17 protein-coding genes are annotated in these 20,001 nt (G+C 59.3%); 7 read left to right on the forward strand and 10 right to left on the reverse strand.

Annotated features, from left to right (window positions below):
- Window positions 1–4: 4 nt before the first annotated feature.
- The 6 genes from fliE to KXD86_RS04640 form a co-directional block, all read right to left on the reverse strand.
- Window positions 5–382 (reverse strand): flagellar hook-basal body complex protein FliE, encoded by a 378-nt coding sequence (gene fliE, locus KXD86_RS04615; RefSeq protein WP_218634893.1) that lies wholly within the window; start codon window positions 380–382, stop codon window positions 5–7.
- Window positions 383–623: 241 nt separating this feature from the next.
- A complete protein-coding gene (locus tag KXD86_RS04620) occupies window positions 624–2,084 on the reverse strand; it encodes a sigma-54-dependent transcriptional regulator (RefSeq protein WP_218634894.1) in 1,461 nt (486 codons plus the stop codon).
- 12 nt (window positions 2,085–2,096) lie between these two features.
- On the reverse strand, window positions 2,097–3,335 hold the full coding sequence (locus tag KXD86_RS04625; RefSeq protein ID WP_218634895.1) for a sensor histidine kinase: 1,239 nt from the start codon (window positions 3,333–3,335) through the stop codon (window positions 2,097–2,099).
- Window positions 3,336–3,559: 224 nt separating this feature from the next.
- Window positions 3,560–5,011, reverse strand: a complete 1,452-nt coding sequence (locus tag KXD86_RS04630; RefSeq protein WP_218634896.1) for a sigma-54 dependent transcriptional regulator — start codon at window positions 5,009–5,011, stop codon at window positions 3,560–3,562.
- Window positions 5,012–5,082: 71 nt separating this feature from the next.
- Window positions 5,083–5,412, reverse strand: coding sequence for a flagellar protein FliT (gene fliT, locus KXD86_RS04635; RefSeq protein ID WP_218634897.1), 330 nt, complete (start codon window positions 5,410–5,412; stop codon window positions 5,083–5,085).
- Window positions 5,413–5,493: 81 nt separating this feature from the next.
- Window positions 5,494–6,855: a DUF1329 domain-containing protein gene (locus KXD86_RS04640; RefSeq protein WP_218634898.1), complete on the reverse strand. Its 1,362-nt coding sequence runs from the start codon at window positions 6,853–6,855 to the stop codon at window positions 5,494–5,496.
- Between the two features lie 338 nt (window positions 6,856–7,193).
- Between KXD86_RS04640 and KXD86_RS04645 the strand changes: the two genes are divergently transcribed.
- Both KXD86_RS04645 and KXD86_RS04650 read left to right on the forward strand, forming a co-directional pair.
- Complete coding sequence (locus tag KXD86_RS04645) at window positions 7,194–7,625, forward strand: hypothetical protein (protein ID WP_376770949.1); 432 nt, start codon at window positions 7,194–7,196, stop codon at window positions 7,623–7,625.
- Window positions 7,626–7,672: 47 nt separating this feature from the next.
- Window positions 7,673–7,933, forward strand: a complete 261-nt coding sequence (locus KXD86_RS04650; RefSeq protein ID WP_218634900.1) for a hypothetical protein — start codon at window positions 7,673–7,675, stop codon at window positions 7,931–7,933.
- Window positions 7,934–8,005: 72 nt separating this feature from the next.
- Here KXD86_RS04650 and KXD86_RS04655 read toward each other — a convergent pair whose 3' ends face one another.
- Complete coding sequence (locus KXD86_RS04655; protein ID WP_218634901.1) at window positions 8,006–8,497, reverse strand: cell division inhibitor SulA; 492 nt, start codon at window positions 8,495–8,497, stop codon at window positions 8,006–8,008.
- A 40-nt stretch (window positions 8,498–8,537) separates the two neighbouring features.
- Window positions 8,538–9,149: a transcriptional repressor LexA gene (lexA, locus tag KXD86_RS04660; RefSeq protein WP_218634902.1), complete on the reverse strand. Its 612-nt coding sequence runs from the start codon at window positions 9,147–9,149 to the stop codon at window positions 8,538–8,540.
- Window positions 9,150–9,354: 205 nt separating this feature from the next.
- On the opposite strand from lexA, the gene KXD86_RS04665 reads away from it, so the two are divergent.
- Genes KXD86_RS04665 through KXD86_RS04675 form a run of 3 tightly spaced genes read left to right on the forward strand, consistent with a single transcriptional unit; the run spans window position 9,355 to window position 11,794 of the window.
- Complete coding sequence (locus KXD86_RS04665) at window positions 9,355–10,356, forward strand: amidoligase family protein (protein WP_218634903.1); 1,002 nt, start codon at window positions 9,355–9,357, stop codon at window positions 10,354–10,356.
- Complete coding sequence (locus KXD86_RS04670) at window positions 10,349–11,107, forward strand: gamma-glutamyl-gamma-aminobutyrate hydrolase family protein (protein WP_218634904.1); 759 nt, start codon at window positions 10,349–10,351, stop codon at window positions 11,105–11,107. Before KXD86_RS04665 ends, KXD86_RS04670 begins: the two co-directional genes overlap by 8 nt.
- 3 nt (window positions 11,108–11,110) lie before the next feature.
- On the forward strand, window positions 11,111–11,794 hold the full coding sequence (locus KXD86_RS04675; RefSeq protein WP_218634905.1) for an SIMPL domain-containing protein: 684 nt from the start codon (window positions 11,111–11,113) through the stop codon (window positions 11,792–11,794).
- 2 nt (window positions 11,795–11,796) lie between these two features.
- On the opposite strand, the gene KXD86_RS04680 is transcribed toward KXD86_RS04675, so the two are convergent.
- Both KXD86_RS04680 and KXD86_RS04685 read right to left on the reverse strand, forming a co-directional pair.
- A complete protein-coding gene (locus KXD86_RS04680) occupies window positions 11,797–15,546 on the reverse strand; it encodes a translocation/assembly module TamB domain-containing protein (protein ID WP_312846254.1) in 3,750 nt (1,249 codons plus the stop codon).
- A complete protein-coding gene (locus KXD86_RS04685) occupies window positions 15,543–17,297 on the reverse strand; it encodes an autotransporter assembly complex protein TamA (protein ID WP_218634906.1) in 1,755 nt (584 codons plus the stop codon). The genes KXD86_RS04680 and KXD86_RS04685 overlap by 4 nt, the downstream gene beginning before the upstream one ends.
- A gap of 161 nt (window positions 17,298–17,458) precedes the next feature.
- Here KXD86_RS04685 and KXD86_RS04690 point away from each other — a divergent pair, with 161 nt between their 5' ends.
- Both KXD86_RS04690 and KXD86_RS04695 read left to right on the forward strand, forming a co-directional pair.
- Window positions 17,459–18,466, forward strand: a complete 1,008-nt coding sequence (locus KXD86_RS04690) for a hypothetical protein (RefSeq protein ID WP_218634907.1) — start codon at window positions 17,459–17,461, stop codon at window positions 18,464–18,466.
- Window positions 18,467–18,506: 40 nt separating this feature from the next.
- Window positions 18,507–19,982 carry an amidase gene (locus tag KXD86_RS04695; protein ID WP_218634908.1) on the forward strand — a complete coding sequence of 492 codons (1,476 nt, stop codon included), beginning with the start codon at window positions 18,507–18,509 and terminating at the stop codon, window positions 19,980–19,982.
- Window positions 19,983–20,001: the final 19 nt, after the last annotated feature.

Here is a 20,001-nt window from a genome sequence, read left to right on the forward strand (position 1 = left end):
GTTATCAGATCGGCATGTTCATGATGTCTTCGTACGCACGGACCACCCGGTTACGTACCTGGGTCAGCGCCTCGAAGGAGACAGAGGATTTCTGGGCGGCGATCATTACCCGGGTGATGTCCACATTGGGATCCCCCATTTCGTAGGCCGTCCGCAGTTCACTGGTGTTCTGCTGAAGTTCGTTCACGTTATTCACCGCCTTGCCCAGCATATCGCTGAAGCTTGGCACTTCCTGCGTTTCCTGGGTTCCCGGAACCTGGCGCGGACCGTCAATTCGACCTCGCACCGACTGATCCTGTTGAATCTGCTGGTTCTGCATCATCTGTGAACGCAGTGAGCGGATGTCGGACAGAACACTGTTGATGTCGGCACGCTGAACCATAACTCTCTCCCGATTCCGCCGCCGGGCGTGGGGTGGCGGACTTTTTCATGGAATTCTCGTTACAGATCGTTTAGCAATCACCAGGCCAAGTAAGGTTTATCTATATATTTCATTACCTTAATGAGATTTTTTCGGACAGGAAATCGGCCCGTGACGGTCTTTTGACATCGGCGATCAACAAATCGATGGGACAAAAAAAGGGCACCCCAAGGAGTGCCCAACGAAGGAGTCTGTTCAGAGATCAGGCCATGGCCAATTCGGAATCGAGATCGATGCCGGCATCACGCATCTGAGCCAGTTTGTAACGGAGGGTCCGTGGAGAAATGCCAAGCTGCTCAGCCGCGCGGTTTCGACGCCCACGCTCCTGCTTGAGCGTCTGGATAATAATACGGAACTCCTGCTGCCTCAGATCATCGCCCAGGGATCCCGCGGCAAACGAATCATCCCCGGCTGGCTGCTGATAGGACGCCGCCGACGATTCGACGGCGTTGGACTCGGCCCCGTTTGACGGACGCTCGGCAAAAGATGATGGCGATGGCATTGGCGTCGTCGCACTGTCCGACCTGCCGGTAATGCCAAGCTCCAGGCACAGGTCACCGGCGTGAATGACGTTGCCCTGGTGCAGCACCAGTGCCCTCTGGATGGCGTTGTCCAATTCCCGCACGTTGCCCGGCCAGCCGTGATTCACCAGCGCGTTCCTGGCGTCAGCGGCGAAGGTAATGCCGGTCAATTTCATTTTCTGACAGTGTTTTTTCAACAGCGACGAGGCCAGCGGCATGATGTCCAGCGGTCTCTCCCGCAAAGGCTGCCAGTGCATGGGGAAGACGGTCAGACGGTAGTACAGGTCTTCCCGGAACTTACCCTCGCGGACATAGTCGCCCAGATCCCGGTTGGTCGTCGCCACCACGCGAACGTCCAGGGAAATCGTCTTGCGGCCACCAACGCGCTCCACTTCCCGCTCCTGCAAGACCCGCAGCAACTTGGACTGAAGCCCCAGATCCATTTCGGAGATCTCGTCGAGCAAGATGGTCCCGCCGTTGGCCTGTTCAAATTTACCCGGCGACGATGCCACCGCACCGGTGAAGGCGCCTTTCTCATGGCCGAACAGGATCGCCTCCAGCATGTTCTCAGGGATGGCCGCGCAATTGATGGCCACGAACGGTTGATCCGCCCGGGGAGATTGCTGATGAATAAAGCGGGCGAGGACCTCCTTGCCGGTTCCGCTCTCCCCGGAAATCATCACCGTGGAATCGCTACCGGCCACCTTGGTGGCCAGCTGGAACATCCGCTTGCTGATCGGGTCCTCCGCCACTGGCGCATCGGAGGTTTTCTGACGGGCACCGCCCACCACTTTGCTCACGGCCTCAACCAGAACCTGGGGCTCAAACGGCTTGACCAGGTAATCAATGGCCCCCGCCTGCATGGCCGACACCGCATGATCGATCTGCCCATAGGCGGTGATCAGCATCATTGGCAGCCCCGGGTACAGACGCTGGACCTCGGCGAGCAGCTCATGACCAGACAGCCCTGGCATATTGACATCGCTAACCACCATATCCACCGGCGCTTCCGCCAGGCGAGCCAGCGCTTCCTGGGCATTCGACGCCTCCCGCACCCGGAAACGGGCCAGTTCCAGCGTCGTCACCAGTGCCTCGCGCAGGTCATGGTCGTCCTCAACAATCAGAATCTGGGCCTTGGCCATGGTTGCCTCCGATCAGTGGTTATTATTCAGTTGCGGTAAACGCAGGGTGGCAACTGCGCCGCCCTGCTCCGGCGATTCAATGCGGAAGTGCCCCTGGTGAGCTTTGACCACGGCCTGGACCACGGCCAGACCGAGCCCGGTGCCGTGGGACTTCGTGGTGTAGAACGCTTCCATCAGCCGGCTGGTTTCCGAGCGCTCGAATCCCGGCCCGTTATCGACCACGCGGATCACCAGCTCACCGCGCTCGGCGATGACCTGGACCGCGACCGAGGTGGCACCGGCCTCAAGGCTGTTATTGACAAGATTGGTGCAGGCACCAACCAACGCGTCCCGATTGCACATCAGGCGGCTCTCGGCGGGAACCTCGTCGATGACCGATACGTCGGTTCCGGGCGCAAGTTTGAGACCCTCAAGAGCGGAACCAAGGGCTGAAACGAGGGTCCCGGCGGAAAGCTCTTCCGCGAGACGGGTCTCGCCCCGGGCGAAAATCAGCATGTCGCGGACCTGCTGCTCCAAATGGGTCAGACGGGACATCAGGCGGGAGGCGCAGCGCTGGCGCATTTCCTCATCGAGGTCGTCCTGGCTCAGGTGCCCGCCGTATAGAATGGCGGCCGAGAGTGGCGTGCGGATCTGGTGTGCCAGGGATGCCACCATCTTGCCCATGGCAGAAAGGCGCTGGGCGTGGGCCAGCTGCGACTGCAACTGCCGGGTTTCGGTCAGGTCGGTCAGCAGGATGAGCTGTCCGGGCTGGTTCTCCATGGTCCGGATTTCAATGCTGACCCGGCGGCCATCCTTGAGAGAGACTTCGTGACCGTCGTCCCGGCGGGGCGCAAAGCAGCGCTGGATGACATCGATCCAGCGTTCACCATCCAGCGGCTCGCCCAACAGGGCAATGGCGGCGGGGTTGGTCTGGGTGACAACCCCCTGGCTGTCGAGCACCACAACGCCGGCCGGAAGCGCCTTGAGCAGTGTCGACAACTGGTCTGCCAACTCTTCCTTCGCCTCCAGCTCCTGCTGACGCTGCATGGTTTCCTGGGTGAGCTCGCCAGACAGCTGGTTAACACGGGATTCGAGCGTCCGGTAGGAGTCAGTAATCTGCCGGGACATCCGGTTGAACAATTCCAGGGCAGAATCGACAGCCTCATCGTCCTGCTGTGGAAACAGTGCCGTTACCTTGTCATTAACGTCCGCCGCGGCGTTGGTCTGGGCCTCTCGCGCGCCGGATTGAACCACAGAATGTGCCTGACTCATTGCTTCCCCCCTGACCGGCCCAACCATCAAGGCCGCACCATTCGGATTATTCGTTTACAGGCCCTTAAGCCAGCACCGTGCCAACTCAGGTTTTCCTATAAATATCAGTGAGAAAGAAAAAAAGGCAGCAAGCCAATGACGGTTTTACGTCGGCTAAAAACAAGAACGGCGTCGCAGGTTACAAACCTTTGACGCCGTTGACTCCGGGTAGTGAGGAAGTGAAATCAGGTCTCTTCGGATTCTTCCTCCCTCAGACCATACTTGCGGACCTTCTCGACCAGGGTGGTTCGCCGAATCCGAAGCTTTTCGGCAGCCCGGGCAACCACGCCGCCGGCCTCGTCCAGCGCTTGCTGAATCAACTGCTTCTCCAGATTGGAGAGGTAGTCCTTGAGATCGATGCCATTAACCGGCAACAACGCCGGCGCATCCAGCCCGATCAGACCAGGTACGCCTGACGGCATGCCCGCGTCCTCTACCGGCCGGTTCTCGTCGTAGTCGTCCACGTAGCGGAACTTTTTCGGTAGCTCCTGTACCCCGATCACGCCGTAGGGATGCATGATCGCCAGCCGCTCCACCAGGTTGGCCAGTTCCCGGACATTGCCGGGCCAATTGTGACGGCAGAGGCTCATGATGGCCGCCGAATTCATCCTCAGCGAGCCGCGCTTTTCCTTCTCCATCCGGGAGATCAGTTCGTTGATCAGCAGGGGGATGTCTTCCACCCGATCCCGCAAAGCTGGCATTTCGATGGGGAACACGTTCAGTCGGTAGTACAGGTCTTCCCGGAATTCGCCTGTTTCGATCATGTCCTCAAGGTGTTTGTGAGTGGCGGCAATAACTCGGACATCCGCGGACTGGGTACGGTTGCTGCCCACCCGCTCGAAGGTCCGCTCCTGCAGGACTCGGAGGATCTTCACCTGCATGCTCAGGGGCATGTCGCCGATCTCGTCCAGGAACAGGGTGCCACCCTCGGCCATCTCAAACCGGCCTACCCGTGCCGTGATCGCACCGGTGAAGGCCCCTTTCTCGTGACCGAACAGCTCGCTTTCCAGCAGCTCCGCAGGAATGGCACCGCAGTTGACCGGAACAAAGGGCTTGTCGCGCCGGGCGGAATGGTAATGCAGGTTACGGGCAACAACTTCCTTGCCGGTACCGGATTCACCCGTGATCAGAACACTGACGTCCTTATCGGCGACCTGCTCCATCAACTGGCGTACCTGATGCACTTTGCGGGAGGTGCCCACCAGGCTGCGGAACAATTGCAGACCGCGCTGCTGGCCCCGCTCACGGGAACGACCGTACTGGTCCCGAAAGACCTGCGCCCGGTAGAGTGAGTCGATAAACTTGGTGTAATTCAGGGGCCATTCCATACGGGCAATAACGCGGGCCACGTGCTCTTCCGAGACGCCCTTGAGTGACGGGTCTCCCACCATCAGCACCGGCACGCCTTGCACGGCTGAGCAAACCGTTGTGACTGCCTCCGCCGCGTCGTTGTCCTCCCCGTTGACAACGACGACTGAAACCTCCGCCAGGCGTTCAACGTCGCCGGATTTCAGCAGGCCAAGGGCATCTTCACCGGCAACCACTTCTTCTTCACCGATGAATTCAAGAATCGTGACCATGTCCCGGCGTCTTGACTCATTGTCACTCAGCACCAGCACCTTGTTATTTTTGGACATTCACAAACAATCTCTTGATGGATTTCTGCCGTATTTAAGACTGTAAGAGCGTCGGAGTCAATTTTATGACGCTATTTGGGGCGACTGGAAGAAATGTTTTGGTAAGCCTTGGCTGCCTGTTTATTCTGGTTAACACCCTTGAGCGCGTCCTGCGCCTCCTGCCGGGCTTGCGTTGCGCCCTGGTTGGCCGCGTCGATCAGTTGCTGAAGCTCCTGGAGCCGGGTGCGGACCGGCTCGGCCTCCAGGGCACCCGCTTCGAGCGAAGTCATCAGAGGCTCGATGAAAGACCTGACCTGACCATTGAGGCGGGCGAGCTCGTCCCAGTCTTGGGCGCTCAAGGCTCGCCCCATGTTCGCCATCAGTTGGTCCACATTGTCCAGATGGGACTGGGAATCAGACATGCGTGTGCTCCTGTCGAGTGTCGGTGAGGGCCCCCCGGGCTGGACAGGAGAGCTCACACTGCCCCCGACACTCGATTTCAATCAGCGGCGAGCGTCCCGTCGCGCTGCCGACGCCGTGAAATCGCTGCCACGGAATGCTGGATTGAAGTCGTATGCCGGGAAACCGTCGCTCAGGCCATCGATATAGTAACGGTTGGCCTTGAGGTCGTACGTCATCTCCATGGTAGTCCAGAACACCGGCTCACTGTAATAGCTGATGTTATGAGCTTCAGAAACCCGCCACAGATTGCCGGCCTCGTCGTATTCTTCCGAAGCCAGAATCTGCCAACTGTCCTCGTCAACATAAAAGACCCGACGGTCATAAATATGGCCAATTCCTGTGCGCCGTTTTGCCTCCACGACCCAGACCCGGTGTAATTCATAGCGGGCGAGGGTCTGATTGATGTGATTGGGCCGAATGACGTCGTCAGGTGTGACGTCCTCATCGTGCAGCAGATACGCATTGTAGGGCACGTACAGTTCGCGCTTGCCCTTCAGGGTCCAGTCGTATTGGTTGGGTGCCCCGTTGTACATGTCCTTCTGATCGACTGACCGAAGAGAGGACGAGTTGGGAAGATCGGTCTCGTAGGCAAGATTGGGGGATCGGCGAAGGCGACGGGAGCCAGCATCATAACGCCATGCCAGGCGCGGCGAACGAATCTGGTCGAGTGTCTCGTGCACAAGGGTGATCGTGCCTGCCAGCGCTGACGGCGAGATAGTGTCGGTCTTGAGATAGAAGATCTTGTTGTCAATCTCCTCCAACTCCGCGCCCTTCTTGCTGTAAGCAAAGAAATACTCGTAGTCGTTCACCACCGGATTGTAGGAACCGTTGGTCTGCGGGGTTGCAGAGGCGCTGCGGAACGCAACTTCGGTGCCCCGGTAACGCAGGATGTGGTTCCATATGACTTCCAGACCGTTATCCGGGATCGGGAACGGGCTCGTCATGATGGTATTCCGGACGCCGTTGCCATTGTCCAGAAGTTCGGCCTTCACCGCGTTCTCCCGCAACTTGCCATAGACATGCTCCGGGAACGCAGCGGTACGCCGGGTTTCATAGACCGGCATGAAAAACTCCGGACCGTATTGCTCGATCATTCTGATGTGGCCATCAGAGAGCTTGTCCCGGTACAGGTGGTAATTTTCACCGGTAATCACAAACAGGGCCTGGTCGCCCGGAAACGGGTTCGTCTCAACCTCGCCCTTTCGCCAGGATTCTGGAGGGGTTGTCAGGCCACCCGTCCATTCGGGAATGGTTCCAGAGGTGTTGGCCCCGCGCTCTGCACCAACCGGGGTCAGATCCTTGCCGAGCCGGTCGGCTTCAGCCTGGGGTACCTTGGACAGGGCGTGCCCGGACATCCCGAACAATACCGCTGCAATTCCTGCGACAACAAGATGGTTCCGCATCCCTAACACCTCCAAAAATGATGCAGTTTGGCTGGGGTGCTGTCATTTGAAAGGCACACCAGCAGACGGCCATGCGTACAGCAGGCAAAACCGGAGCGCCTTTTTGCCAAATTCAAACGCCCGTTTCAAGTGAATGTTTGTATTTTCTTGTGAAATGAAAAGCGCCCAGAGAGGGGAAGAAACCTAGGGCTAAAAATGTTATGCTTGGCAATTAACTTTCCGGGTTGAAACGACCGCTCCGTGATCGCAGGTACCTCATGGCCTCGCAATGGCATTCACTGGTTTCACAGAAACTGTTCCTTGCGCGAACACTTCTGAGTCAGCTTGACAATGATTCCGTGGCTACAGGAGATCGTCCCGCCAACGAAGCAGAGCTGGCATTGGGGCGCGAGGCGGCCATTCAAGGAACGATTGAGCTCCTGCTCCGATCCAGACAGTTGCTGCTGGTCATGATTGCCCGCTTATATCAGAAGCGGAACGAAGAGCCAGCAACCCTGGAGGAACTGGCTTCGCTGGTGGGAGAGCACCCTGGAGACATCGCCCGGCTGCGGGAACTGGAAAAGGCGTCGGGCAGCTGGTGGAACCATCTGGACCAGCTGGAAATGTCCCAGAGCCGGCCTCCGGCGACCCGAAAATCGGTCAGTGCAGAGAACATTATTGCGATTTCTGCCGATACCGGGCCCGACCGTTCAGCCCAGGCGCTCCGCCGCACGCTGAGCGCAATGAAAAATTTTGCCGACGATCTGGAAGAGCAACACAGTGAGTGGTAACCGATCACCACACCCTTCCAGATCTCACTAATTGAAAGGTTTACCGAATGTCACCATCGTTTTTTGAAATTGTACAATTGAGCAATGGCGATTATGCCCTGCGTCGTATCGACGACGACAGCGCGCCTCTTGTGAAAATCTCGTTCTCCGAAGAAGCCCGGGAAATGATGGAAGACCGCGATATGAATGTGGCCAAGGCCATGATTGCCGCTGGTATCGAGGCGGTGGGAAATGTCGCGCATGACATCGATTGGGAGGATGAGGATCTGGACGCAGTCGACCCCCAGCCTTCCTACACCCTCCACTGATCAACAAGCCCCGGGGGCGAGGGGCACCGAAGGCCTGAATCACGTCACGACAAAGCGTGACGCTCCCTGGACTCAACGCTGGCGAAGAACGACACCATGGCTGTTGCCATTGGCAGAGGCCCGCTGGAGGGCCTGAAAGGCCGAATGGCCGAGCTTGCGCGTCCACATCACAACCGCGTGGCAGGTTCCTGCACTCAGTGCCATCTCCGCCAGTTCCTGTGCGGAATGGTCGCCGGTCGATCGAAGAACCAGCAACTCACCGGCGACAATGCCGTGCATCTTCTGCCACTTACTGACGAGCGCCTGGGGTGGATCGATCCAGGCAAGCCAGCGCTTTTCCTGATTTAATTGCGTCAGCATCGGCAGCAGCAACTGGAAATTCTCGACCTGGCCTTCCGGCAGAATGATCTCCGTGACGTTGCCAGCCACTGCCGCATCGCTGGCATCAGACCTGCGACGGGCACGAATCACGGAACGCCTCTCTGGAGCCGCAGACGGCGGTACCGCGTAGGACATCGCACCTTGCTGATAAGCCAGATTCTGATTGAAGCTTAATTGTTCCATGGTTCACCTGCTCTCATACTGTCTGTGGCAACTCAGCCGATCAGTGAAGATCTGACCGACGGATCACACCCACTCCCAAGCCTTCGATAAACAGCTGCTGCTCGGTAAGGTCCACCTCGATCGGGTCGAACTCCTCGTTCTCTGCGATCAGGTACACCTTTGACCCTTCCTTGCGGAACCGCTTGACCGTTACTTCTTCCTCGCCAACCCGGGCCACAACCACCTGGCCGTTGTGGACGTCCTGGGTACGGTGCACGGCCAACAGATCACCATCCAGAATGCCGATATCTTTCATGCTCATGCCCCGCACCCGCAGAAGATAGTCCGCTGACGGCGAGAAGAAACTGGGCTGGAGGGTGACATGATCTTCGATGTGTTCCTGGGCAAGAATGGGGCTACCGGCCGCTACCTGGCCAATCACGGGCAACCCGAGATCTTCCTCCGCCTCAGGCAAGCGAATGCCGCGGCTGGCACCGGGGACCATTTCGATGGCACCTTTGCGGGCTAGCGCACGCAGATGCTCTTCCGCCGCATTGGCAGACCGAAACCCAAGCTCCGCGGCGATTTCCGCTCGTGTGGGCGGATAACCCGTCTCATCGAGATAGCGCCGGATTATGTCCAGTACCTGAGATTGCCTTGCTGTCAGCTTCATTGAGCCACTCCATCAGGGGGATCCCGGGGGCCGGCCGGAGAACCCGCCCGGCCAGCCCTGTTTTTATATACAGTAAAATGACTATATACAGTGTTTTATCCAGTGTAAAGCCCCAGAGCTTTTTTTCTGTCAATGGCTTAACCATGCCACCCTCAGGGAGTGTGGTATGGTGATAACACCTGAAATTTGCGTGTTAGGGAGAACTATGAGCCAATCGAGTGGCTGCAAGATGCCGGACATCCTTCGGACCAACGACGGCAAAGAACGCCGCGTTGGAATTGAAATCGAACTTTCCGGCCTGGGTTACGAAACCCTGGTGAACTTCATGGCTCGTTTTCTGGAGACCGAGCCCGACCTGCATTCCCGCTATGTCACCAAACTGGATACCGATCTGGGCGCTTTTACCGTTGAGCTCGACTCGGACCCGATCAAGGATCTCGATCTTGCCGATGACCGGCTGCCCGACTCGATACGGGAACTGGGAGGTCAGGCCATGGAAGTGATCGATGCGGCAGCGGAACGCATTGTCCCACTTGAGATCATCAGCCCGCCCATTCCGTTCTCCGAACTCCCCCGGATAGAAGCACTCACGGACATGTTGCGGGAGGAAGGCGCGCTCGGGAGCCGCGAAGCCATCTACTATGCCTTCGGACTCCAGTTGAATCCGGAACTCCCGGATTTGGCCCCTGATACCCTGGTTCGCTATCTCCAGGCCTTTGCCGCCCTGTACGAGTGGCTCAAATCCCGTCATCAGTTGGACATCAGCCGGAAATTCACCACGTACATCGAGCCGTGGAGCAGTCGGTACACCGATATACTCATGAAGGATGATTACGCCCCGGATCAGGAAACGCTGATGCGGGATTACCTGGAATACAATCCGACCCGTAACCGGGCCCTGGATCTGCTGCCCCTGTTTGCCCATCTCGATGCCGGCCTTCTGGGACAGTATGTCGATGATCCGAGGATCAAGAGCCGCCCCACCCTGCATTACCGGTTGCCCGACTGTGACATTGATAACCCCTCGTGGCATTTTTCCAGCGTCTGGAACGACTGGGTCATTCTCGAGCAGATTGCATCCAATGCCAGCGAGCTGGCCGAGCTCCGGGCGTTGTTCCGGGAAGGGAACAGAATCAGCCTGCACAACCTAACCCACAGCTGGCTCGATACATCCGCCGACTGGCTACAAAGTAGGGGTTATGTCTGAATTCAGGGAACCCGAACAGGAACTTCCGGGACTGACCATCGGCATCAGCGGCCCGGCAAGGAAGGGGACAGCACACCGCCTCATCAGCCTGGGCATCAGGATGCAGGGTGCCCGAACCCATTATATCCGGCCCGGGTCACGGACCGACGTTTCCCTGCTGGACGGCCTTGTGCTTTCCGGGGGAACCCATGTCCACCCGGAGCGCTATGGCCAGCAACCGCAGGTCACGGCAAATTACGATCGCAAACGGGATGCCACCGATCAGCGACTGCTTGAGGAAGCGGAGCGGATCGGAATTCCAGTGCTGGGAATCTGCCGAGGGGCCCAGTTTATCAACGTGTTCCACGGGGGCTCCCTGTGCCAGAATGTGACACCTTTTCGGGTGCACACCCGGCACCGCCCGCTACTCCTGCCCATGCAGACGGTCAGGGTGGTGAAGACCAGCAGGCTTGGCCGCATCATGCAGTCGTCCATGATCGGCGCCAATCGAATTCACAGTCAGGCCATCAAACGGCTGGGACGAAACCTGAAAGTGGTCGCCGTCGATAACGACCTGTTTGTCCAGGCCATCGAGAATACCCACGATCAATGGCTGATGGGCGTGCAGTGGCACCCGGAATATCTGCTATACCATGGAGGACATCGCCGTATTTTCGGACAATTCGTCCAGGCAGCGCTGGACTTCAAACTGGGCCGCCTGGAACCGGATTCCGGAACGCCCGATCCCAACAGGAATTCAGAGGAGGAATGACCCATGAACATACGGAAGCGCGTATCAGGCCTGGGCGTAGCGCTGGCACTGGTCCCTGCCCTGTCAATGGCTGGCGAAGTGACCCTGAGCGGCGAGGGCAGCGTGCGCTATCAGCCAGACAGCGCCCGCCTGCAATTCACCGCCAGTGCCGAGCATAAAATGCCGCAGCAGGCGACGGAGCAGGTGGCGGCGATGATGACCCAGTGGCGTGAAGCCATCAGTCCGTACCAGGATCGGCTGCAGGATTACACGGACGCCACCGTGAACCTGTACAACCGGACCCTGCCGGGCAGCGAACGGGGCAACGAACCCGAGACACGGGCAGTGGCCTCACAAACGGTCACGTTCCACATTGATGACCTGTCCCTGCTGAACCCGTTGCTTGAACAAGCTCAGTCCATCGGGCTGAACTACCACCTTGGGCCCAATCAGTTCTTCCACTCCGATGAGACCGGGCTCGAGCGGGAAGCGCTGTCCAAAGCCATTGCGGATGCCCAGTCCCGCTGCGAGTTCGTGGCACAGCAACTCCAGCAATCCTGCGGTGACGTCGTGAGCATCACCATCAACGGGGGCTTCCGGCCGATTCCAATGATGATGGCGGAAGCCAAGGGATCCGCTGATACGGTATCCGAGGTCGGGGTGCGAGAAGTCCACGCAACGGTCAACGCCACCTTTGAACTGGATTGAGATCAAAAATCCCGGGTATAGAAAATATCCAGCGAAGCGGCTAGCCCACTGGCCGCTTCCAGATAGAAATACCGCCCGAGGTCATACCGCAGAGCCACGGTGGTAATGGGCTCAAAGATACCGACGCCATAGCGCACGCTGAGTTCATCCGTCAGGTAACCGCTGGCCACCACAGAGGTCTGCTCACCGCTGCCCTCCGATTCCAGCATGAACTGCTGAATCCCGAATTCCTCACCCAGCTTGCCGGTGTACTTGTTCGCCTGGGTCAGCCCCAGTGATAACGCAGCCCCGCTCATTTGCCCCTCATCCCCTCGGCTCTGGGGCGGACGGCCCAGAATCAGATAGGACAAAGCGTCCGTCTGCGGCATCTCCGGGTTGGAAAACACTTCCGTGGACGGGGACTGTACGGGGCCACTCAAACGAATGCCGGCCACCACAGAATCGACCGTGCGGATTGCCTCAACATCCAGGTAGGGTTGCGTGAGATTACCCACGAACAGTATTCGGGCCTTTCGCAGCTCGAGTTCCTGGCCGAACTTTTCATAGCGTCCATTCACCAGTTGCAGGGTGCCACGGGTATCCAGCTCGTTGCCGATCCGAAGCGTGCCCTCAAGATCTCCGGTGACGCCGAAGGCGGCAAAGCTCACCCGGTCTTCTCCGACCACCACAGTGACATCCATATTGAGGGTACGGATGGCCGGCTCTTCCTGCTTCACGCCAACAATCACTTCATCTTCCGACACCGACACCGCCTGGGCCGGCAGGCCCTTGATCTCGATGCTGCCCCGCGGCACCGCCAACTTGCCGGACACGTTCAGCTCACCTTCCCTGAACGCAATGGTCAGGTCCGGCGCGAGTTCCACCTGTGCGTAGGGTTCAAGACTGAAGGGAATGCGCTCACCGTCGATGTTCAGCCGCCCTTCCGGCGCATTCTCCCAATTCACGTTGCCACTGAGCCTGGTCTGGCTGCGAGCATTGCTTTGGATTCTGCCGCTGATGGTCGCGGAGTATCCGTTCAGCCCGAGACTGACAACAATCTCTTCCAGTGGAACCGCTAAGCTCGGATCAACCACGCGACCGTCCGTGAGCGCAAGTTCCCCATCAACGGCCGGCTTCATCAATGGGCCGTACAGTTTGCCCTGACCATTGATCTGACCGGACACCTCCTCGAGGCCCGCAAACAGTCCGGCTAAGGCGATATCAAGGTTGTCCAGCTGGAACTGCCCTTCCAATTGACGATCGGGCGAACGAGGATCAACCGCGACATCGACCGAAAGATTCCCCAGGTCAGGACCAGAAAGCTGCAGATCCAGTTCGGCTATCTCCGGCTTCAGGTTCAGCTGGGTGACAAAACGGTCGTAGTCCAATGATTCCCATTCTTCTTCCACGAGGAGCTCGAAGCTCCCGCTGCCGGCGTCTACCCTGACCTGTCCTCGCGGCCCGTCGTCCGCCATGGTCACATCAATCTCGCCGTTAAGAACCCCGCGCCAGCGAAGCCCCTCCGGCATTAGTGGATCGAGAGCGGCCGTCGGGAAGCCGTCAATCCGGTAGGCAAGATTTGGGGTGGGCAACAGGGTCTGATCCTCTGCGCACACGGTACTCTGCTGCCAGCGCCAGCAGTGAGCACCAAACCTGAGTTCGCCATTGTCCGTGTAGGCCAGTGCCGCTGGCGATTCCAGGTCCCAACGCTGATTCTGTTCCGGAACGTCAATGCGCCCCCGGGCCAGTGAGCCCGCCCAGGCACTCCACGAGCCCTCGTTGAAGCCTCCGGCAAACAACAAACGCACGGTGGCTTCCGCATGGATGGCCGAGATGTCCAGCTCGTGATCCGCCTTCGTTCCGGAGGCGTTCAATGCCAACGCCTCCAGTCGTTGGCCCGCTGCTTCAATGCCCTGTGCCTCGGCTCGGCTTGTGAGGCTGAAACCCCGCTTCAGAGCCGCGTTCACATCCAGGCTGGCAATCGACAGAGTATCCTGCCAGCCCAAGTCCCGGGCATCGAGAGTCAGCTCTCCGGTAGGCGCATCCGGGGTGCCGCCTAACGTCACTTCGGCATCCACCTGCCCCGTCAGGTCAGCCAGTAATTGACCGGGCGCCGGCAAACTCAGGCGAAGCCTGCCGGCCAGTTTCTCGCCCCAGGTGCCAGCCCCTTCCAGACGGTTTTCTCCCACTGTCATCTCCAGGCCGGACACGTCCCAGTTACCCCTCGACGAGTCAAGGGATCCGCGGGCTTCCGCGGGCTGGGATTGCCACTGCCCGCCGAGATCCCATTGGGCCTGAATAGCGGGAATCTGGCCCTCACGCAGGGATCCGGAAGTTTCAATGCTGCCACTGAGACTGGCTTCGAGCGCCGGCACCCAGTAGCCCGGATTGAAACCATCGAGCTCCAGGGCGGCGTCCCAGGACAGGGGGCCGGAAAAGCTCACCGTACCCCCACCGGACAGGGATCCGGCACCGGTCACGACATTCAGGTCGGTCAGCCTGGTTTGGCTGGCGTCACCATCCACCACCGAGGAGAGCGTCGCGGCTCCCTGAGGGCCATCCACATCGGCCTCCAGATCGGCGTGATACCGGCCGTCGGACCAGGATACCGACGCGTCGAGCCGGTTCAGTCGAACCGGCGGCTCCTCCAGGTCCGGGATCAGCGAGTACCAGGGAAACTGGTTCAGCGAGAGCTGCGCGTCCGCTTCCAGGCCATCTTGCCAGGACACTTCCCCGGTAACCCGGGCATGTCCCGACGCATCCGATGACAGGACGAGTTCCAGTTCTCGGGCTGCAGCCGTACCCACCACGCCTTCCAGGGTCACACCGATGGGGCCCTGGGTCCCCGGCAGCGTTGCCTTGGCCCGCGTCCGGAAGCCTGACTCAAGACTGCCAGCGGCCTCAACCGCCCAGTCCTGCAGCATGAGGGTTGCCGGGAGCGTTTCGAGTGCGAGGAATTGCTTTGAGGTGATACGGACTTCTGCCGGCAAGGTCGAATCCAGTGGCGACACCTGGCCGTTCAGTCGCGCCTCCAGGTATCCCTGACTCTGCCCCGATAACCTGAGATCCCGGACACTCCCCCCCAGGTTCACATCAAGCAACCAGCGGTCGCCGGATGGGGGCGGCAAGGATGCCTGGACATTCAGATCCACCGGCCAGTCTCGCCGGGTCTCGAGGTGACCGGAGACCGTCACTGAATAGTCATCCAACTGGTAAAAGGCCCGCTCGATCCGCCAGTCCGATCCCGAGCCACCGGCCGACAGCTCCAATCGATCCCAAATCCGGGCCTCGTTGAAGCTGAACGCCCCGAGATCAACCTTGCCGATGCGGAGCCCCGCTGGCAGGTCCAGATCCGGCAAGTTGACGCCCTGCCCGCTTTCCTCTTCATCAGAGGCAGGCTCGACATTGACATCGATCTTCCCGGCACTGAGCGCATCCAGACAGATCTGCTTCCTGAGCAAACACGAAGGGGACCAGTCGATCAGCGCCGCTTCCACGGATACGTCAACGCCGTAACCCTGCCAGACAACTGTCGTCGCCTGCCATTGCCCCAGCAGGGATCCCGTGTCGTCGCTGACCTCCAGGCCAGGGATCTGATCAATGACCCACGCAGTGCCGGTCTCCGACCTCAGGATCAACAGAATCGCAACCATGACCAGGACAGGCAACAGGATCAGGAGGCCAAGCCCCAGCAACAGCCAGAACCAGGCTGATCGGCGCCGCCGGGGAGCCTGCGATTGCTGATCCTCGTGTTGGTCCTTGCGATCGGTCACAATTCAGGTCCCATTGAGAAGTGAATACGCCAGCCACCTCCAAACTCCCGGTCCAGACCCTTGGCCACGTCCAGCCGCAGGGGGCCCACCGGACTGATCCAGCGAAGCCCCACACCGGCACCCGTCGCGAGCGGGTCCAGAGGATCATTGATGGCGTTGCCGTGGTCCACGAACAAGGCCACCCGCCACTTTTTGGCAAACTGGTACTGATACTCACCACTGCCCACCAACAGGAAACGTCCGCCGACCGGCACCCCGTTGTCGTTTTCCGGGGACAGGGTTTCATAGCCATAACCACGGACCGACTGATCACCACCGGCAAAGAAACGCAGCGACGGCGGCACATCCTCGAAATTGCTGGTGGCTAAGGCACCTACCTGAACGCGGCCAAGAAAACGGTGGTTATCGAACAGGGTGTATAACCCCTTGGCCAACGCGTTGACGTGCAGAATATCTACCGTCGACAACACGGCACGATGGGCTCCTGTGACGTCGAACTGAAACCGATACCCTTTCGAGGGGTCGAGCGCCGAATCAGCGTAGAGTTTGGAATAGCCCGCCCCCGGCAGGAACAGACTACTGGTGCCAGTCTCATCATCACCGATATTAAAGCGTTCACCCTCCCACCGCATCGACAGCACCTGAAGCCAACCGCTGTCCAGTTCGTGCTGCCACTGCTGGCCAAAGGTCAGCAATTCCGACTCAACATTCTCGATGTCTTCCCGTTGATAGCCGGCCGTCAGGCGAATCAGGTCCGTCATCGGAGGGTCCAGTGGCAACTCGTACCAGGCACTGACATTCTGGCGCGGAGCAGACAGCTCGGTTTCAGCGCCCCGTCGGTGCCCCATGGGATTGATCCAGTGCTCGCGCCAGTTGCCCTTAAAACGGGGGCCAACGTCGGTAGAGAAGCCGACGCCGGCCGCAACCGAACGCGGGTCTCGACGGGTCAGGGCAACACTGACAGGAATAACCCGGTCAACGGCCCGGGAAGGCACTGCATCAATGTTGATCCCGGAGAAATATCCGCTGTTGGACAAGTCGCGGTTCAGCTTGGCGATTTCATCGGTGTGGTACGGGATACCCGGCTCAAAAGTGACAAAGTCCTCCAGCAAGCTGGTTTCGAACCAATGACCCTCTGCAAATGAGACTTCACCGAGGCGATAACGTTCCCCGCTCTCGTAGATCAGGGTGATCTCGGCAATTCGGGTCTCGGGATTGACCTTTAAGGTCTTCTCAACAAAGGCGCCATCAAAATAGCCGCGTTGACGGGCCCGGGCCTGGATAGTGTCCCGAAGGTTGGCATACTCGCCGTGATTCAGGACATCTCCCTCGGCAGGGCGCTTTGGCAGATCATCCATAAACTCGGTATCGGAGGCGGCAGCACCCCGGATGTCCACCGTCCGGGAAACCACTTTTACGGGCTCGCCTGGCACAATCTCCAGCACCAGCCGGGCAGGTTCCTCGGCATCGCCCTGGTCGACGCGCCAACTTATCTGCGGACTGTAATACCCCAGGGCCCGCAGTGCCCGACCGGCCTGATTGACGGCCGTCGAGGCGTAGCGATGCAGGTTACTCTCACTGCGCCCTTCCACCTCCCCGATAAAGGCCTCCGCGTTTTCCTCGAGTTCCGGAAAGTCACCTTCAACCTTTACCTCGACCTGCTGGGCAAACGCCGTCACCGGCACCCAGAGGAGTAGAAGCGCGAGGAGCCGGATCCGGCTTGATGTAACAACGTGGTTTCTAGATAGCATCCGGCTATTTCAGGGTTGAGAGTCGTAAACGAACCGTCCATTCAAGCGTGGGAGTTTAACTGCAGGTGGTCAAGTTAATCCACGGTGAGTCGTCGACAGGAGTAAAATAAGCTAATCTGTCAAAAACTTATAACGTCCTGACAGGCAACCGGAAGTCCTGAATGCTCCACATCAATCGCGAGAATCTGAAGTCCAGCCATCAGCTCATCTGGTTCATCATTGACTTCCTGATGCTGGGTCTGCTGATCATCAACCTGGCCTTTATCATCTGGGACTCCATCTACAACTTCGTCGCCGTCCAGGATCTTCTCAAGGAATACACGCCGGGCCTGCAGACCCTGTACCACCCGATCCACGACCGTTTCATCTTTTACGACATGATTTTCGTCTCGATCTTTCTGGGCGAGTTTTTCTTGCGCTGGGGATACGCGATCAAAGCGAACATCTATGACCGGTGGTACTTCTACCCGTTTATCCACTGGTACGACCTGGTCGGCTGTATCCCCGTGGGCAGTCTGCGCTTCCTGCGGATTCTCCGGGTCATCTCCATCATCTATCGACTTCACCAGTACAAGATCATCGATGTCACCAGCACCAAGCTCTACCGCTTCGTGAACTTCTACTACGAGGCGTTCATGGAGGAGCTGTCCGACCGAATCGTGCTGAAAGTTCTGAGCGGCGTTCAGCAGGAGGTCCGCCGAGGCTCGCCGCTGTTCGACAAAATACAGCAAGACATCCTCTACCCCCGGCGGGCCATGCTCTCTGACTGGATATCCACCCGCGTTGCGCAAGCCGCCCAGGAAGGCTACGTCCCCAACCGGGGCGCGCTGCGCGCTTACCTGGAGGACCGGGTGGACAACGCCCTCAAGCAGAACCTTGAACTTTCCCGGTTGAAGTACCTGCCCGTGGTCGGTCCCACCATTCAGGAGACCCTCGAAGAGGCGGTCGGCGACATTGTTGCCAACGTGATCCATCAGATCCTCGAGGACCTCGCCTCGGCGTCCAACCACGCCTTCATTGAGGACATCGTCAACGTGTTCCTGCCCAACCCGGAACAGGTGCCGGAGGGTGAAGCCGAGAACGAGGCCCTGATCAACCTCATCGTCGAGATCATTGATGCCGTCAAAGCGCAGGTTCGCGTGAAGTACTGGCGCGAGAACCTGCCCTGATTTCCGCCCCTTCCTGAACCAAAAACAAGGCTAAAACGTCATGGATTCAATGCATTACCAGCCCGCCCATGCGCTTCTGGCGGACCTCAAATCCGGCAAGCTCACCAGCGAAACCCTGACCCGACGCTTTCTGGAACGCATCCGGCAGCACAATGGAGCGGTCAATGCGGTGGTCACGCTGGACGAGAGCCGGGCGCTGGAGCAGGCCAGGGCTGCCGACCGGAAACTGGCGGCTGGCGAAGCACCGGCGGCCCTACAGGGGCTGCCCCTGACGCTAAAGGACACCTGGGAAGTGTCGGGGATGACTACCACCGCCGGCGCGCCGGCGCTGAAGCAACACGTGCCCCAGCAACACGCAGACGTTGCCCAGCGGCTTGAAGAGGCAGGCGCCGTCATCCTCGGCAAAACCAACGTCCCGGTGTACGCCACGGATTTACAGAGCTACAACAAGCTGTTCGGCGTGACCAGCAACCCCTACCAGCTGGCGCATACTCCGGGCGGGTCCTCGGGGGGCGCGGCTGCGGCGCTGGCAAGTGGCATGACCCCATTGGAGGTCGGCAGTGACCTGGCGGGATCGATTCGTACACCTGCGCATTTCTGCGGCGTGTTCGGCCACAAACCCACCCGCTCACTGGTCTCCTTCCGGGGTCATATCCCGGGGCCTCCGGGCACCCGTTCCAGGCCGGATCTGGCTGAAGGCGGCCCCATGGCCAGGTGCAGCAAGGATCTGGAGCTCCTGCTTGGCATTATCGCCGGCCCCCGGCCCGTCGAACGTCGAAGCTGGTCACTCAACATGGAGCCCGCCGCTCTGGATCACCTGGAGCAGGCACGGGTCGGGCTCTGGTTCGATGATCCGCTCTGCCCCATCGACGATGAGCTCCGCCGCGGCTACAAAGGCCTGGCGAAGGCACTGGAAGAGCGGGGCGCGCTTGTGGCCGAGCCCAACCACGAACTGCTAAATCTTGAACATATTCTGCCCGCCTACTTCAACCTCCTGGGAAGTCTGCTGGCAACGTCCCTGAAGCCCGCCCAGCGCCGCCAGATGAAGCTGATTGCCCGATTCGAAAATTGGCTGAAACTCTTCGGGCCGGTGACGCCCTTTATTGGCGAGTACGGACGCGGCGTCAATCAGGCGGCGCACCAATGGGCCGTCTGGAACGAAGTTCGGGAGAAAATGCGCGGCGAGATTGAAACCCTGTTCGAGGAATTCGACGTTCTGCTCACGCCGATCACTCCCACGACAGCCATTCGACACGACCACAGCCAGCCCGTGTTCAAGCGTCGGATCATGGTGGCGGGGCAACCCCGCGCCTACATGGATCAGTTCTGCTGGATCGCCCTGGCCACGCTCCTTGGCCTGCCTGCAACCTCAGTGCCGGTGGGGCAAACCAGGGAGGGCCTGCCCTTTAACGTTCAGGTAATCGGAGCACCCGGGAAGGACCTGACGACGATACGGTTCGGGCAGTTGCTGGAGGACGCGGGGTTGGCGGGCTTTCAGCCGCCCGCCGGATTCTAGGCAATAAAAAAGCCGACTG

The organism is Marinobacter arenosus (assembly GCF_019264345.1).
GTDB lineage: Bacteria > Pseudomonadota > Gammaproteobacteria > Pseudomonadales > Oleiphilaceae > Marinobacter > Marinobacter arenosus.